Annotated in this window: 17 protein-coding genes; 4 read left to right on the top strand and 13 right to left on the bottom strand. The window is 40.8% G+C overall.

Annotated features, from left to right (window positions below; translation table 11 throughout):
- Positions 1–43: 43 nt before the first annotated feature.
- Genes ACLCDV_RS20130 through ACLCDV_RS20120 form a run of 3 tightly spaced genes read right to left on the bottom strand, consistent with a single transcriptional unit; the run spans position 44 to position 3026 of the window.
- Complete coding sequence (locus ACLCDV_RS20130) at positions 44–1006, bottom strand: phosphatase PAP2 family protein (RefSeq protein ID WP_411972080.1); 963 nt, start codon at positions 1004–1006, stop codon at positions 44–46.
- Positions 1007–1055: 49 nt separating this feature from the next.
- Positions 1056–2342: a sensor histidine kinase gene (locus ACLCDV_RS20125; protein ID WP_411972079.1), complete on the bottom strand. Its 1287-nt coding sequence runs from the start codon at positions 2340–2342 to the stop codon at positions 1056–1058.
- Positions 2343–2351: 9 nt separating this feature from the next.
- A complete protein-coding gene (locus tag ACLCDV_RS20120) occupies positions 2352–3026 on the bottom strand; it encodes a response regulator transcription factor (protein ID WP_333574416.1) in 675 nt (224 codons plus the stop codon).
- A gap of 166 nt (positions 3027–3192) precedes the next feature.
- Here ACLCDV_RS20120 and ACLCDV_RS20115 point away from each other — a divergent pair, with 166 nt between their 5' ends.
- Positions 3193–3717 carry a DinB family protein gene (locus tag ACLCDV_RS20115; RefSeq protein ID WP_333574417.1) on the top strand — a complete coding sequence of 175 codons (525 nt, stop codon included), beginning with the start codon at positions 3193–3195 and terminating at the stop codon, positions 3715–3717.
- Between the two features lie 144 nt (positions 3718–3861).
- Here ACLCDV_RS20115 and ACLCDV_RS20110 read toward each other — a convergent pair whose 3' ends face one another.
- The gene (locus tag ACLCDV_RS20110) at positions 3862–4611 is read right to left on the bottom strand and encodes a hypothetical protein (RefSeq protein ID WP_201667439.1); all 750 of its coding nucleotides are present in this window, start codon (positions 4609–4611) and stop codon (positions 3862–3864) included.
- Positions 4612–4855: 244 nt separating this feature from the next.
- Between ACLCDV_RS20110 and ACLCDV_RS20105 the strand changes: the two genes are divergently transcribed.
- Positions 4856–5980, top strand: coding sequence for a serine hydrolase domain-containing protein (locus ACLCDV_RS20105; protein WP_411972078.1), 1125 nt, complete (start codon positions 4856–4858; stop codon positions 5978–5980).
- 81 nt (positions 5981–6061) lie between these two features.
- Here the strand turns inward: ACLCDV_RS20105 and ACLCDV_RS20100 are convergent, their stop codons facing one another.
- The 4 genes from ACLCDV_RS20100 to ACLCDV_RS20085 all read right to left on the bottom strand — a co-directional run bounded on the left by ACLCDV_RS20100 (position 6062) and on the right by ACLCDV_RS20085 (position 10521).
- Complete coding sequence (locus tag ACLCDV_RS20100) at positions 6062–6958, bottom strand: 3-hydroxyacyl-CoA dehydrogenase (RefSeq protein ID WP_115050007.1); 897 nt, start codon at positions 6956–6958, stop codon at positions 6062–6064.
- Between the two features lie 64 nt (positions 6959–7022).
- A complete protein-coding gene (locus tag ACLCDV_RS20095; protein WP_411972077.1) occupies positions 7023–8963 on the bottom strand; it encodes an oleate hydratase in 1941 nt (646 codons plus the stop codon).
- A 96-nt stretch (positions 8964–9059) separates the two neighbouring features.
- A complete protein-coding gene (locus ACLCDV_RS20090) occupies positions 9060–9956 on the bottom strand; it encodes a helix-turn-helix domain-containing protein (protein ID WP_411972076.1) in 897 nt (298 codons plus the stop codon).
- Positions 9957–10020: 64 nt separating this feature from the next.
- Positions 10021–10521, bottom strand: coding sequence for a GNAT family N-acetyltransferase (locus ACLCDV_RS20085; protein WP_411972075.1), 501 nt, complete (start codon positions 10519–10521; stop codon positions 10021–10023).
- A 94-nt stretch (positions 10522–10615) separates the two neighbouring features.
- Here ACLCDV_RS20085 and ACLCDV_RS20080 point away from each other — a divergent pair, with 94 nt between their 5' ends.
- On the top strand, positions 10616–10918 hold the full coding sequence (locus ACLCDV_RS20080) for a GNAT family N-acetyltransferase (RefSeq protein WP_411972074.1): 303 nt from the start codon (positions 10616–10618) through the stop codon (positions 10916–10918).
- 22 nt (positions 10919–10940) lie between these two features.
- Positions 10941–11393, top strand: a complete 453-nt coding sequence (locus ACLCDV_RS20075) for a VOC family protein (protein WP_411972073.1) — start codon at positions 10941–10943, stop codon at positions 11391–11393.
- Positions 11394–11409: 16 nt separating this feature from the next.
- Here ACLCDV_RS20075 and ACLCDV_RS20070 read toward each other — a convergent pair whose 3' ends face one another.
- From ACLCDV_RS20070 to ACLCDV_RS20050, 5 genes are all read right to left on the bottom strand, one after another.
- Positions 11410–11949: a GNAT family N-acetyltransferase gene (locus ACLCDV_RS20070; RefSeq protein ID WP_411972072.1), complete on the bottom strand. Its 540-nt coding sequence runs from the start codon at positions 11947–11949 to the stop codon at positions 11410–11412.
- Positions 11950–11952: 3 nt separating this feature from the next.
- The gene (locus ACLCDV_RS20065) at positions 11953–12315 is read right to left on the bottom strand and encodes a DUF4180 domain-containing protein (RefSeq protein WP_317664547.1); all 363 of its coding nucleotides are present in this window, start codon (positions 12313–12315) and stop codon (positions 11953–11955) included.
- Positions 12316–12427: 112 nt separating this feature from the next.
- Positions 12428–13351 (bottom strand): Dyp-type peroxidase, encoded by a 924-nt coding sequence (locus ACLCDV_RS20060; protein ID WP_317664548.1) that lies wholly within the window; start codon positions 13349–13351, stop codon positions 12428–12430.
- A 73-nt stretch (positions 13352–13424) separates the two neighbouring features.
- Positions 13425–14246, bottom strand: coding sequence for an alpha/beta fold hydrolase (locus tag ACLCDV_RS20055; protein ID WP_411972071.1), 822 nt, complete (start codon positions 14244–14246; stop codon positions 13425–13427).
- Positions 14227–15012: a class I SAM-dependent methyltransferase gene (locus ACLCDV_RS20050; RefSeq protein ID WP_411972070.1), complete on the bottom strand. Its 786-nt coding sequence runs from the start codon at positions 15010–15012 to the stop codon at positions 14227–14229. The genes ACLCDV_RS20055 and ACLCDV_RS20050 overlap by 20 nt, the downstream gene beginning before the upstream one ends.
- Between the last annotated feature and the right edge of the window lie 144 nt (positions 15013–15156).

Genomic DNA, 15156 nt, shown 5'->3' with positions numbered 1-15156 from the left:
TTGATAATTTCTGCATGCATAGACTTTGAAAAAATTGGGCTGGTTAAAATTGCTTGGCATAACTCAAACCAAATTGTTTGTGCTGATAGAAGGGCATTAGCGTTGCAGAAGTTGTTTTGTTGTCGTTGAATAATAGATGATTGATCCGCGGATGCACCCAATAGGCTAGTTCTGTTGCCAGAATGCCGAATCCAGCCCCGGCAACGATATCGCCGACCCAATGTTTATTATTGATGGCGCGGTAGGTACCTGTAAAAATCGCAATTGGATAGCCCGAAATGCTTAACCAAAAATTGCTGTCATGATATTCATGAAACATAAATTGTGCAGAAGAGAAAGCTGTAGCGGTGTGACCTGAAGGAAAGGAAAGATTATTGGAACTATCTGGGCGGACTTCTTTGACGATATGTTTCAATGGAAGCACCATGGCTCCTGAGATCAGCTGTGACGTTAAATAAATGACCGTTCTGTCCTTAAAATTGTGTTTGCCCTGCACGCCCAAAGCATTTAGTCCATATACCATAACTGCAGGGACATATTGACTGTAATTGTCGAGGTTGCTGTGCTTTAACTGATGTTCGCTGATCTCGTCTTTGGTGGATAAATTGAGATTTTTTAAACCATTGATGCTTAAACTCGCTACCCCGAAACCAATAAAGGCTGTCGGTACAATAAAGCTCGTTAAATGTGGTTTGTAAGGCGTTTCATCCATTGCTGTTTGGAAGAAACGGTTTAATTTTGTTTTCTTGCTCGGAGGATGGATTATTGGAGACAGTGCTGTGCTGTCTGTTGCCAGTAACAGTCCGCTGGCCGCTATGCCTTCGGTTGGCCTGGTATCCGTTAAGTTTGTATAAAATGTCGTATTATTTCGCTTAGGTTGAGTGATGTTTGTCGGCACTTCCCTTGTGATGATAGTCTGACTTTTGGCCATGCTGACATCCAAAAGAAATAATACACTTATCAGTAGCTGAAATGCAAATAAGTGTGCTGTCTGGTTTTGCTTCATGTGGATCATAAAGCAAAACTGTCATCCAAATTAGAATACTTTTGGAATTTTAAAAATGAATGGAAAAAATATGTTGATTATTTTCAAATTGATAATCAACAGTCCAGCCTTGATACCGGGCGATTTCGGTAATAATTGCCAATCCTAAACCGCTGCCTTGGCTGTTTTTCGAAAGTTTGGAAAACCGTTTGAATAAAAGTATTTTATCTAAGGGCATTGAACCGGGGTTATATACCGTTAAAGAAGTTTGATTGAGATGTACAGCAATTGTATCGTTGGCATTGCTGTAACGTATGGCGTTCAGGAGTAGGTTGTTGATCAGGATTTCGGTCAGACTGCTGTTTCCTGTCAGCAGCACCGACGGTTGGATCTCCTGTTGCAGTCGTAGCTGTTTTAGCTCCAGATGTTCTTGCATGACTTCAATACTTTGTGTAACAAGCGAGTCCATACTGATTTTTTCGGAATGATCGAATTGACTGTTGTCAATCTTGGCGAGCAGCAGCAGGTTGCGGTTGATTCGCGTGCTACGTGAAAGCGCTTTATGCATATCTTCAAAGAGCTGGTACTGCTCATCGCTTAGATCAGGATACTGTAATAAGATATCTAGCTTATTTTTTAGGATTGCCAAGGGTGTTTGCAATTCATGGGAAGCATTTTCAGTGAATTCCTTTTGTGATCGGTATACGGCCAGGTTTTTTTCGAGAAGCTTGGATAAGGATTGATTAAGCTCATGGAACTCTATGGTGTCCGTTTGCTGGAAATCAACCTGTTGTTGACTATTGAGATTAAATGCCTTCAATTTATTAACGGTATCTCGAAATGGTTTCCAGAGCCTAAGTGATATTTTTCTGGAGATAATAAGTAGACCAATGACCAAGATAACAAAGAAAAACAGTGTTGTTGCGGCGATGGCAGCGATGGTTTCTACAGATTCTTCAATATTTGTTTGTACGGTAAAACGATAAGGCGCACCGTTGATCTGAATGACAGATGATAGGCATCTAAATCGGTCAATTGTCTTTGGCTCAACAAAACGCTGCGGTTTTTCGATGGTATACACGCTATCTTGCAATAAATCGCCCGGTTTTACGCGATGTATATTGGTTTCAGGTTGTATGGTATTCCATAAAGCGATGCTGGCTTGGAGGCTGTCTTCGGAGAGTTTTAAACTGTTCAGTTCGTAGGTTGTTTTTTTGACGATAATTTCGTTATGTTCGTCTAATTCACTTTTCCATATCCCGTCCATTACAAAATAATAAACAGGAATACTGACACCTAGTACGATCAATACATAGAGTAGAAATGGGGTCGTTATTTTGCTCAGTAGGGGTTTCATCTCACTATTTTAATTTTCCCATTTGTAGCCCGTACCGTATACCGTTTTGATATAAGATTGACTTCCGGCGTCCTGTAGTTTCTTTTTTAAATTTTTGACATGAGCATAGACAAAGTCATGGTTGTCGAGCATATCAGCAATGTCGCCAGACAAGTGTTCCGCTAAGGTGCTTTTTGAAATCACTTTATTTTTGTTGCCAATAAAAAACATCAGCAGATCGAACTCTTTTTTGGTCAATACAATAGGAAGATCATTGACAATAACTGTTTTTGCAAGTAGATCAATCTGTATTTCATTTTGCACAACAATATTTGAGCTGTTGAATTGTTTGCGACGGATCAGGGAATAGATTCGTGCTGTGAGTTCAGATAAATGGAAAGGTTTGGTCAGATAATCGTCGGCCCCCAGTTGTAGTCCATGAATTTTGTCGTCCAATGCATTTTTTGCGGAAATGATGATCACACCGTCCTGCTTTCGCTGCGTCTTCAACTCTTCGAGTAGTTTTAGACCATTTCCATCTGGTAGACCGATGTCCAGTAAGATACAGTCGTACTGATATAACTGAATTTTGTCTAGAGCATCCTTCAAAGTTGGCGCAAATTCGCATAAATACTGTTGCTCGCTAAGGTATGTTGCGATGCTTTTGGCCAGCTCCAATTCGTCTTCTATGATCAAAATCTTCATGTGGTAAAGATAGAATTTCAATTTAGTAGAAATTTAGAATTTATTCCGCAATGATCTATCAATTTTGTTCATTTTTATTTCTTGTCCTACGACAAGTGTAGTCGCTATTGAAACGTGTAATTTTAGTATAAATCAGTTATTTAGTATTTAAAAAAATCAAGACGAAATGGATAAACCGAAATCATTAAAATTAGAAATCATCATTCCTGCTTATCGTATGCACAGTCAAATTTTTCTGAACGCGTTGGATGGCGTTTCGGAAGAAGATGCTTTAAAACGAATTGATGGACAGACCAACCATATCGTATGGATGGCGGGTAATTTTGTAAATGTGCGATATGCTATGGCACATGTTCTTGGGCTTCAGGAAAATGATCCTTACCATGAGCTATTTTTTATGGGAAAGACACTCGATGAAGGTTATCACTATCCCAGTGTGCTGGAATTAAAAGAAAATTTTAAATCGATATCTCCGAAAGTCTATGCTGCTTTGCTGCAAGTGGACGATACGCAGCTGGCTGAACTATTTAAAATTAATATGAATATCCCTTTTATTGAGGAGGATAAGCTAAATTTCATCGGGATGTGTATCGGACGGGAGGATTATCTGGCCGGTCAGATTGCCTTGATGCGAAGGTTGCTGCACTATCCGGGCATGAAATACGATATTGACGAAAAAATTCAGTACTAAAAGAAAAAATCGAGTACTAAAAATAGAAACTCAAGATCGGCCGCTGCTTAAAACGTCCGATCTTGAGTTTTTTAAGTATGAACCTGGTCGCATGATCTGTCTGCGCTAAAAAGTCAATATGTTGGTTATACCTAGAAATAAGGCTTACTCGCTACCTTTTATCGTCAATATAACACCTGAATATTTCTCGTGGTCTTTACCAATATAAAGCAGATCGACTTTTTTTGTCGCAGCATCCTCGAGCTGTTTTTTCAATAGATTTAAATCCATTTTTTCTGTTTTTTCCTGCCATTCATCGGTCGATTGAGGCTTGAACGAAGCGATATTCTTCATGTCAAAAAGTGCGGAATTTGTGTCGAGCTGCTTTGAACGATGTATAAAAATAGTGTCACCCACGATTTTATCTATTTTTATCCAACCTGCGGGAAGTCCATCAATGCTGTTACCATCCTGATCGGTAAAAAAAGTAGCACCATAAAGCTGGCCTGCCTTTAGTTGCTTCAAATTATCGATCATCTGACCCACTGCTTTTTCCTGTTGTTGATTTCCCAATTTATTCTTAACGCCATAAATGACTGCCCAGATAAGGATTGCCGCAGTGACAATAAGAAATCCTTTCCATAACTGAAAATAGGGGATACTATATTGACTTTTGAACGCTTTGATCTCTGCTTTTAATTCATCTGAATAATTCCGTGCGTGAATCAATTTGCCCTGTTCGTCGTAAAGTCTGGAAAGTTTGACAAATCCACCGCCAAAAGGTAGGCCTATAAACCGACGGGCCGGTGTAATAATCTGCAAGGTGAAATTTCTTGGCGCGTTTTCTTTTTTTAAGGTTGCTGTTACCGTTTTTTCTGCTAATACAAAGTCGTAGATACTGAAAATAAAAAACATAGTCTGTCGTGATTTTTTAATGAAGAACTGGGGGAAGGATTCCGACCAATTCGACTTCATGAGAAATGAAGCATGAAAGCAAAATTAAAAGAAATAAATAAAATTCAATAAAAACATCTGGGCATTGCAAGAAAATTTCGATTTTTGAAGGGTACATTTTTCAAAAGCAATAAGATCAAATGGATTTAATAGGCTGTTTCGTTCATGCTTCTGAGACTATAAACCGAAATGTACGGTATAAAATATGATAAACCTAAAACTGAGTTTTATTTTGATCTGTGTAACAAGTGTTGTTATGGGGCAAAAAATGGATAAATCAAAATTGGATAGCACCATTGCAGGCTATTACAAGGACCCGACAGCGCCGGGGATTAGCTGTGCAGTTAGCCAAAATGGTCGTCTTATTTATCGTTATGCAATTGGGCTTGCAGATTTGAAGGAAAAACGTGCAATCACATCCAGCTCACGTTTTCGCCTGGCATCGGTAAGCAAACAGGTGACTGCACAGGCGATATATACCTTAGTGATTCAAAGGCGTTTAAAATTAGAGGACCCATTGGCTCTTTTTTTTAAAGATCTGCCAGTCGCGCTGAAGGATATTACTGTTGCTCAGCTTCTGCAACATACATCCGGAATCTGGGACTATGAAGAGCTTATTCCGAAAGAGCGGAAAGATCAGGTATCGGATAAGGATGTGCTGAAGTATATTCGGCAGACCGATCGTTTATATTTCCCTTCGGGGAGTCAGTTCCGTTATAGCAATACAGGATATTGTCTTTTATCGCTGATTGTCGAGCATGTTGCAAAAAAATCCTTTGCTTCCTTTGTCAAAAGTCAATTGTTTGAACCCCTGGGCATTAGCAAGGGAATGGTCTATGAATCGGGCAAGAGGGTTGATGAACGAGTCTACGGTTATCATCCGACGGAAGGTTCCTACCTGTTTGCCGATCAGAGTGTGACAAGTGCGACACAGGGGGATGGGGGTGTTTATCTATCTGCCGAGGAATATCATACATGGGCCAATTTTTTGGTAAAAGATCGGTTAATACAGCCGGGACTGGAGCAATTGTTCGGTCAAATGGCCTACCCGGTAAAGGATGGAATAGCGTATCATTTCGGCTGGTTTATTCAAAAAAATGCAGGTCATAAAATCTTGTTTCATTCGGGTGAATCTACCGGGTTTCATCATATCGTATATATCGATGTACAGAAAGACCTTGTGGTTTCACTTTTTAGCAATCGTGACGATTTTATGATCGGTGAAGCCTTTGATGCCATCCTTAAAACAATGGGTATCAGTAAACCGGTATTGAATGGGCAGCATCGCTCAACTTTTGCATGGTTGAACGGAGTATATGCGAATGAGTGAAAGAGGCACGCGGATTGAAATAAGCATAAACAACAAATCGTCACAGCTCCACCTGCGACGATTTGTTGTTTATGAAGAGACCTACTTTAAAAAGTCGGGCGATTGATAGGCCGGATTGGGATAGGTATAGAATCCTTCCCCAGTAGCGACGCCCAATTTGTTTTTGTCTATAAAATGCTCTTTGAGATAGGCCACTGTTTTGATCTTTAAGGGATCATTTGTTGCATCGGCGCTCATTTTATTGATATTATAAGCTGTTGTAATGCCAACGATATCGAGTATGCCGAAGGGGCCTGTTGGCGCTCCAGTGGCAACCATCCAGGTTTTGTCGATCGTTTGGGCATCCGCCACTTCGTTGACCAAAAGATCCGTCGCTGCCGAAAGTAACGGGACAAGTAAGGAGTTTACAATATAGCCAGGCTGCTCCTTATGCAGTGGGAGGGCAACCATACCAATGGATTTTGCAAAGTTTACAACCTGCTCAAATACCGTTTTGTCTGTACCCGGATGGCCCATAATTTCTGCTGTATTGTGCTTCCAGATTTCATTGGCAAAATGTAGTGCCAGGAACTTCTCGGGACGACCGGTTTCTTGGGCAAATTGACTTGGTAGCAAGGTTGAGGAGTTTGTGGCAAAAATGGTTTTCTCCGGAGCGACTTTCGCTAACTCCTGATAGAAACCAATTTTAATAGCAGGGTTTTCGGGAACAGCTTCGATAAGAAGATCTGCGTTTGCTACCGCCGCGGCAAGATCTGAACTATAGCTGAGCCTGTCAAAGGTTGAAGCCAGTTGTTCTTTACTCGCATGAAGATCTTTCTCGAATGCCTGCGCCAAAATATCAAATTTTGCTGCAGCTTTTTTTAGTACATCGTCGTTGATGTCGTATACAGTGACATGATAGCCATGAAATGCTGTTTGGAAAGCGATTTGATAGCCTAAAACCCCACTGCCAGCTATCGTTATATTTTTAAAGTCCATGATGTTATTGTTTTTTCAATTCGTAAAAATCTGCGCCACGGAACCATGGCGCAGGTTGTGATCCTTATCCTTTAATTCCTTTTAACCAATCTTTGAATTTGGTGATCTGCTCTGTCAGGAAAGATTCATGTTCTTCTTGTTCCTCAGAACCGATAGGCAGGATATGTTCAAAATAAGTGCCTTTTAGCATTTTACGTAGTAAGCCTTCGCCCACAAATGGTTTGTCATCATTTAATGTTTTGGCTGCTTTCAAAAGATGGCGGATGTCGTATTGTAGGGGATTGATATCCGGAACCTGCTTGTTTAAGTTCAGCAATTCATATACTGCAATACGTGCGGTACGTACCGAGCTTTCCATGGTAAAGACAACGTCGTTGTTGGTTTCGACAAACTGACCGATCAAGCCCAGGTTTTTACATCCTTCAGGTACGACTCTCGGACGGTCACCTTTTGCTCTTGGCATAAACATCGAGGTGATGTATGGCATGAATGTCGTACGCACAATCGTATTTTTGATGACATCGTCCAGTTGATCGATAATGCCCAAATGGTGACATAGTTCGGCTAGAATTTCATCTCCGGTACATTGTGGCATTGGCTTTTTGATGTAATTTCCTTCTTTATCCATAAATAAGGCATATACCCACAACACAAGAACATCATCCGGTTGGCCAGGGAAGTGTGGCTGTCTATTACAGGTGAAACTCATCAACCAGTTGGAATCGGTAATGGTAATAATACCGCCAGTAACAGTTTTGCCGGAATAAGGGTCGTTGACGGAATATTCTTTTAGTTTTTCGACTAAAGCCGAAGGTTTACATGTCAGGGTCGCAGACTCCCATGCTGATTTTTCGATGTTACTGCAGAACTTTTCGGGTTTACCAAAGATGGCGGATTTGGCAGCCAGATTTTTCCAGAGTTTCCAGCCTGCACTTTGACCGCTGCTGCTGTTGTCGATAGCGATGATCGGTGCATTTTTGTTGTCCCCGTAGAAGGTATCTTCTGTCATTGATCCGGTTGTCACAATGACGAAGTCGTCTTTTCCGATTGGAATTTTTACCTCTTTACCGTCTTGTTCTGTAATCAGGGCCTCCACAACTTTTCCATCGGTATTGCTTTGGATATCCAGGTCTTTGACCAATACATTGAATCGAATGTTTACACCTTTGCTTTGAAGTACTTTACGCAAAGGGGTCACAAAGGTGTCGTATTGATTGTATTTCGGAAATACAAGTGATGAAAGATCATTCAATCCGTCTATCGCATGTAAAAAGCGGTGCATGTACAATTTCAGCTCAAGTAAACTATGCCAGTTTTCGAAAGCGAACATGGTACGCCAGAAGGTCCAGAAATTGCTGGATAAAAATGACTCGCTGAAGTAGTCTTCGATGGTTAAGTCATCTAGATCTTCTTTATTTTTGAGGAGCAATCGAATGATGGCCAGCTGATCCAATTTACCCAAGCCAAACTTGCTGAAATCTTTTATCTCACCAAGTTTATGAATAAGCCTTGCTTTGGAGTAGTTGGAGTCGTTGTCATTGATCAAGCGGTACTCGTCCAGAACACTGTAAGGGGCAGGCATTTCCAATGCAGGAATGTCCTGAAACATATCCCAAAGATTTTCGTAGGTCATATCCATTTCCCTACCACCGCGGATGACATAGCCGTCGGTTGCATTACCGGCGCCATCTAGCGAGCCGCCTTCCACATGGAGCTGTTCAAGGAATGTGATGTTTTCAGCAGGAACATGGCCATCGCGGATAAAATAGTAGGCCGCAGACATCCCTGCTATACCACTTCCGACGATGTAGATTTTACTGTCTTTATATGATTTTGGTGGAATACCTTTATTGCGTTGATAATTTCCGATCTGATCAGAAAAGGGCATCGATTTTTTCGGTGTGTTACGTTGTTGTTCTTTGCTTGAATCAGGTTCATGATTTACATTTCCATATTCAGCAGATGTATTTAATACTTTGTCGAATTTTGAGGTGATTTCTTTCATGATTCTTATGTTTTTTAATTCTTGAGTAAAGTTACTAAGACCACCTTAATCATTTGTGCCCTCAAATTCGCTATTGTTCTACCGAATTTCCTCTATCTACATATTTTGTCGCTTTCTGTATTCAGAAGGTGATAAGGTGGCGTATTTTTTGAAAAAACGACCAAATGCGGAGATGGAATTAAATCCGATTTCATAAGAAATTTCTGAGATTGTCTTTTCGGGATTCCCGAGTAGCACATAGGCTTCTTTAAGTACATGCTCATCAATAATTTCATGTGGCGTTTTACCTGATGCTCTTTTAACAACCTGAATGAGGTATTTGTTTGAAATAAATAACTGGTCGGCGTAATATTGTACCTCTTTGTATTGGTTGCTATGTCGCTGAACCAGGTCTATAAACTTATAGAACAAGTTGTTGGTCTCCTGTACACTCTCCATTGTATCTTGGTCTTTAGATGCCAGTTCGTCGGCGATTTCTAACAGGAGATTGAAAATAACCGTGCGGATGATATCTGCTGTAAAATGTGTTGTTCTTAAAGTAACTTCTTTGAGGTAGTCTATTAATTTTAAGAGCTTGTCAATTTGTTTGTCTTGGGAAATGACTATGGTAAAGGTTGAATTTTTGAAAAGCCCCAGTTGTTCGATAAAGAATGGATTGACAATATGTTTAAGCAGGAATGCTTTATCAAAAAAGAGCAGCTTCATTCTAAAGTCGGGGCTGACCTGCGAAAACCGGAAAATTGTTGTTGGGGCGGATACGAGGATGTGATTTGTCGAGATATGGTATTCCTGATTGTCTACCTGAATATTGATATCGCCCGCCGTACAGATACAAATGGCATAATAATCAATACGAAAAGCATTGCTTGGGTATTCAAAAATCGGATTTCCAGAAGAAATATAATAGGGGCGGTGGCAATTTACGCCAAAGAATGATAAGGTATCCTGAAGACTTTCGTGTGCGTGATAAGTTGTTTTTACCTTAAACTTCATTGACTTTTTGTTCGGCTTGGGCATATACAGTTCCTATTGTTTTAAATATTCGAATGGGTTTTGTTTATTCGGATGCTGTCCGTTTGTGCATGAGTTTTTCTGTGGCAATATCGTCTTCTATCCCGACGAAGAAACTTTTGAATCCGAATTTGTTCAGTAGTCGTCTCGATGCGGTGTTATCGGGATCAATGATACCAATCACATCTTTACCTGGATTTAATGTTGTGGCAAGGGCTAGCATCGACTCGCAAATCTGTGTTCCCAGCCCCTTTCCCCAATGTTCTTTGCGCAGCAAATAACCAATTTCGAATACACTTGGATCTTTTTTGTAATTAACAAGCTTACAGTCGCCTAAAAGCTTTAGTGTATCCGCTTCGATTACTTTAAAATAGCCTAAATCAGGATCCTGGTTAATTGCTAAAATCGAATCGAACTTTTTCCGGGCCTGCTCTTCGGACAATCCTTTGCCGGTAATGTATTTCATGACATCATCCGCTTTAACCAAGTCGTGGAAAGCGTCAAAATCTTCAGGGAGATATTTTTTGAATAGAAGTGTATTGTACATGGCTAATGTGTTTATTTACAAGATAAGGTTGTTTTCTCTGAAATCAAATTATCGGAACCTAAATCATCATCTTTCTGTCTTATTTAACTTTTTCATGATTTTAGTTCTCCAATTTAACTTACATTGCCTTTCTGTAAAGCGGAAGGGAAGCTTTTATAAGAATGTTTTCGTGGATTCAGCCTACAGGGGAAAAGGTGTTGGGACTGTGGCAATGCAGCATGTACTGGATAAGTTGCAGGTGTATAAAGTTGATGTCAATGAGCAAAATCAGCAGGCTGTTGATTTTTATCTGAAAAAAGGATATCAGCTTATCGGACGCTCAGCTGTAGATGGTATGGGCAAATCCTATCCGATCTTGCATTTACATCACGAGAGCGCTATCAATGGATTGAAATAATAGTAATAAAATGAAATAACTCATGATACAAGGTTTATACGAAACGCATATTCAGGTGCGTGATTTGGCCAAATCGGTCGCATTTTATACAGAGGTATTGGGATTACGTGTGGCACATCGCGATCCGACACGTCCTATTGTTTTTTTATGGATCGGAACCGGCAAAGACTATATGTTGGGGCTATGGCAGGAAGAAACAAACTTTCAACCGAGACATTTTGCTTTTAGAGCGGATAAAGAAGATATACTGAATTACGCCGTGGACTATCTGAAAACACGTGACCTGACACCTTATAATTTTTTAAAAGATGGGATCGAAACACCGATGGTCTTTGCATGGATGCCGGCATTGGCCATTTACTTTAATGATCCGGATGGCAACCAATTGGAGTTTATCGCAGTTTTGGAAGGAGAGGGTAGGCCCGAACTAGGCGTGCTGTCTTACGCCGATTGGATCGATCGTACAACACAATAAGTCGTCTCTTCGCGACTTATTGTGTTGAATTCCATTCTTCGGCAAGGATTGCAAAGACCACATCATCTTCCCATTGACCGTTATGGAAATAGCTTTTTACAAAATGAGCTTCCTTTCGGAATCCCAAACTTGTTAAAAGCTGCATGGATGCCTTGTTTTCTGGGGCTACCGAGGCCGTGATCCGATGTTTATGATACTGACGGAACAGGGCTTCTATAACTGTTTTCAGTGCTTCTTTGGCATAACCCTGTTGCTGGAATTCTTTTTTTATGGTACAGCCCAATTCCACCTGCAGGTGTTCAGTACCAAAAAAATGAACGCCAATATCGCCGATTACAGCGTTTGTTATTTTGTCGGTCATAACGAGCTGAAACCAGGACTCTTGTTCATTGAATGTGCCCGGATTTTTCGCAATAAATGCATCGACTTCTGCCAAGGATTCTGGAATCCAGCCCTGGTATTTATTGGTTTCTTTATCCGAGCGGTAACCGAATACGGCCTGACTGTCTTCCGCCATAATGGGCCGAATCGCTAATCTTTCTGATTCAATATGCATGACTTAACGTTTTGAAAATCTAGTTATCGCTTCTTCGCGCGTACCTACAAAATTGATTCTTTTTGATTTATTGCTTTCGTAGATAAAATCGTTTAAACTTTTGCTGTTGTATTTGGAGAAATCGCCAACGATCGCAATGTCAAAGCCATACTGCGTATATTTTTGAAGAATTTCACCGGCAAGTTTTGTTTTAAGTTCGAAGAAATCGTCTGTGATGTTCTCTTGATAAAGAATTGCTTTGTATGCTTCTTGCGCGCGAGAGTCGACCATAATCTGTAGACCATCGTCGAGATTATGAATAAAGACGCCCGAACCTTTAACTTCAGCAATGTTTTCGTCACCTAATTGAATAATAGTGATTTCCATTTTTTTTGTTGTGTAGTTTTAAAAATAAATTTGTGGGACCATATTCCATGATCCAGTGCTCTACGTTGGGATATCCTGTTGGAAATGATCCGAGATAGTGGGTATACAGCTTTTAACCTGCAAATTCTTTCAGCATATTAATTGTTGGACAGAAGAACAGGGAGCCGGTATGGGCCGTACTAAAGTCCAGTATTCTATCGTAATTTCCCTCAGGTTCACCAATAAACATTCTTTTCAGCATCAATTGTACGGTACTGAATGTGCTGGCGTAAGCGATAAAATAGGTTCCCATTTCATTTGTTGCGATTTGCCCAAAAGGCATATTGTCGCGAACAATTTTCAGATCGTCACCGACATTGGCTAGGGCCGAATGTGAATTAGTCGGTTTTTCATCGTCGCCCATCTCAATATCGTTTGCTTTGCTTCTGCCGATGACCTTCTCCTGCTCAGCAACAGGTAGGGAGCGCCAGGCATTCATGTCATGAATATATTTTTGTACAAATAAATAGCTTCCGCCCTTATAGGCTGCATCCTCATCACCAACGATACCAAAGAAAGCACGATCCTCACCGAGGGGATTTTCTGTTCCGTCGACAAAGCCCAAGATACTTCGGCCGTCCCAATATCTGAACCCATGAACTTCCTCTTTGCAATCGGCAACGGGACGTAATAAGGCTGCAATTTCGGTGGCCATGTCAATGCAATAGCTTTTCTCATAAGCGCGAATATGGAAATGTAAATCTCCGGGGGTAGCTACAGCAATATGTTTTTGACCGATGATAGGTTCGAACGGAACCAATTCCTTTGGCATAGGTTCGTTGAGTTCCAGCTTTTTCCAGGCATGGTGGCTTATGCCCAATACCACGCTGGCTTTTACAAGATTTGAACGTACCTGTGCCGAATTATTGAGATTGACAACCAATGCGCATAAGCGTTGGAAGACATCCTTAATGACCACATTTTCGTGGAAATTCCATACCATAAACACCGTATTGTTGCTCGGTGTATCGATGACATTTTGGGCCTGATGATCCATAAGATAAGTTGTTGTGTGTTGTACAGCCTTGCTAAGCTACAAATAAAATCGGTTGTACGGATAGACTTTTTGCTTACTTAAATGCGGTTTTTTGATATAGTTTGACGATTTCATCAATGACCAGATCCGGTTCGTCATAAAAGACATGATGCTCCGCATTTTGAGCCAAAAGATAACGTCTATTGTTTTTTTGATCTGCAAATTTTTTAAGGGCAGCAATAAATAAACTGCGATCGGGTTCTTCAAAAGGCGATTTTCCTGAACCAATGACAGTCATGGGGACATTGATTTTTCCTGCAACCTCGTGTAAAACAGCCGTTGATGCTTCGTAGTTTAAAACGAGATGATAGAACCCTAAGCTTTCTTTTTTGATGTTATCAAGCTCACTGGCATATTCTTTCTTCAACGATTTGGATCGTTCCATGGTCATAAGATATGGGGATACAATATCGATCATTACTGTGCCGACAACCTGACCGGGATTGGTCGTTATAAATTTCATCGTATAGTTACCACCGAAGGAATGGGCAACAAAAAAGTACCGATCACGATAGCCCAATTGCTGTAAGGCAGTTTTAAGATCCTTTACTTCATTTGTCAAGCTAATGTTAACGGTGTCTATTTCACTTTTTCCAAAGCCAGCCCTATCATAGGTAATTAAAGGTGCACCCAATTTGCTCGATAGCGGTTCCAATAACTTTCTCCAAACGGAACCATCATTTCCCGCTCCAGATTCAAAGACAATGGGGATACCTTTTCCTTCCATTACAGTAAAATGAAGGCTATGGTTGCCTACATTGATCATGGTATCCCTGAGCTGTGCTTTTACGGCCAGCCCGGGGAGTGTCAGTAGGAGGAAAACGGATAAAAGGAGATTATACTTTAGCCCGTACATCGTTCATTTTAAGTGTCATGCTTGTCGCTTCTGTCTCGATCCATTGGCTGTATTCGGCGATAGCCTGTAAGCGAAGTTCGTCGGAGATATACCCTTCCGTAACCATTTGTCGCGATTGGGCGACTTTGTTCCAGATGGCCAGATTGGTATCAAAGTTTGCTTCTCCTTTTTTGTAGGTCTGATCGGCATGGATAACCTGAACCGAATGGAAGCCTGCTTCTTGGAGCAGTGCAGCGACCTCATCAGCAACACGATTGTTCATACCTGCATCTGCTCTCCATTTCAGGAAAGTATGGTAAAATGTGAGCATGCTTTCCGGAGGGGCGGGGTTCCATTCAATGGCCGTGTGATTGTAGTCTAAAATTGAGATTTGTCCTCCGGGTTTTAACCAGGATTTAAATAAGCCCAATGCCCGGGGAATATCACTTAACCATTGCATGGTGCGCGCTGTTATAATCAGGTCGAACGGATGTGGAGGCTGATAATCAAAAATATTGCTGCAGACCAGGTTCAGATTTTGGGTGCTACCATAAAGCTCATTGCCACTGTTGATAAAAGACGGTGTATTATCGAGCCCGGTTATCGTTCCGTCGCCGATATAGCTTGCTACCTCATTGGTGAGCGTTCCAGTACCACAGCCTACGTCCAAGATTTCCATGCCAGGAGACAGTAAGGGAATAATCGTTCTATAATCGGAGGATAATGTTCTTCTTTCAAATATCTTATTGGCCTGTTGATCTTTTCTGTCGATAAATTTCTCTTTCATTGGATTGGGTTTAGTTGACTGTAAATATAGCTTTTGCTTTCCGGTTAAAAAAACTTCTATTCGTTAACCGTTGTTGTTACGCTAATCAGACCAACAGTTGAGTATATTCCTTGATTTGTTTATGGTTACTATCAGTCGAATATC

This window comes from Sphingobacterium sp. Lzh-3, assembly GCF_046764375.1.
Lineage (GTDB): Bacteria > Bacteroidota > Bacteroidia > Sphingobacteriales > Sphingobacteriaceae > Sphingobacterium.
This window is presented reverse-complemented; position numbering and strand designations above follow the sequence as displayed.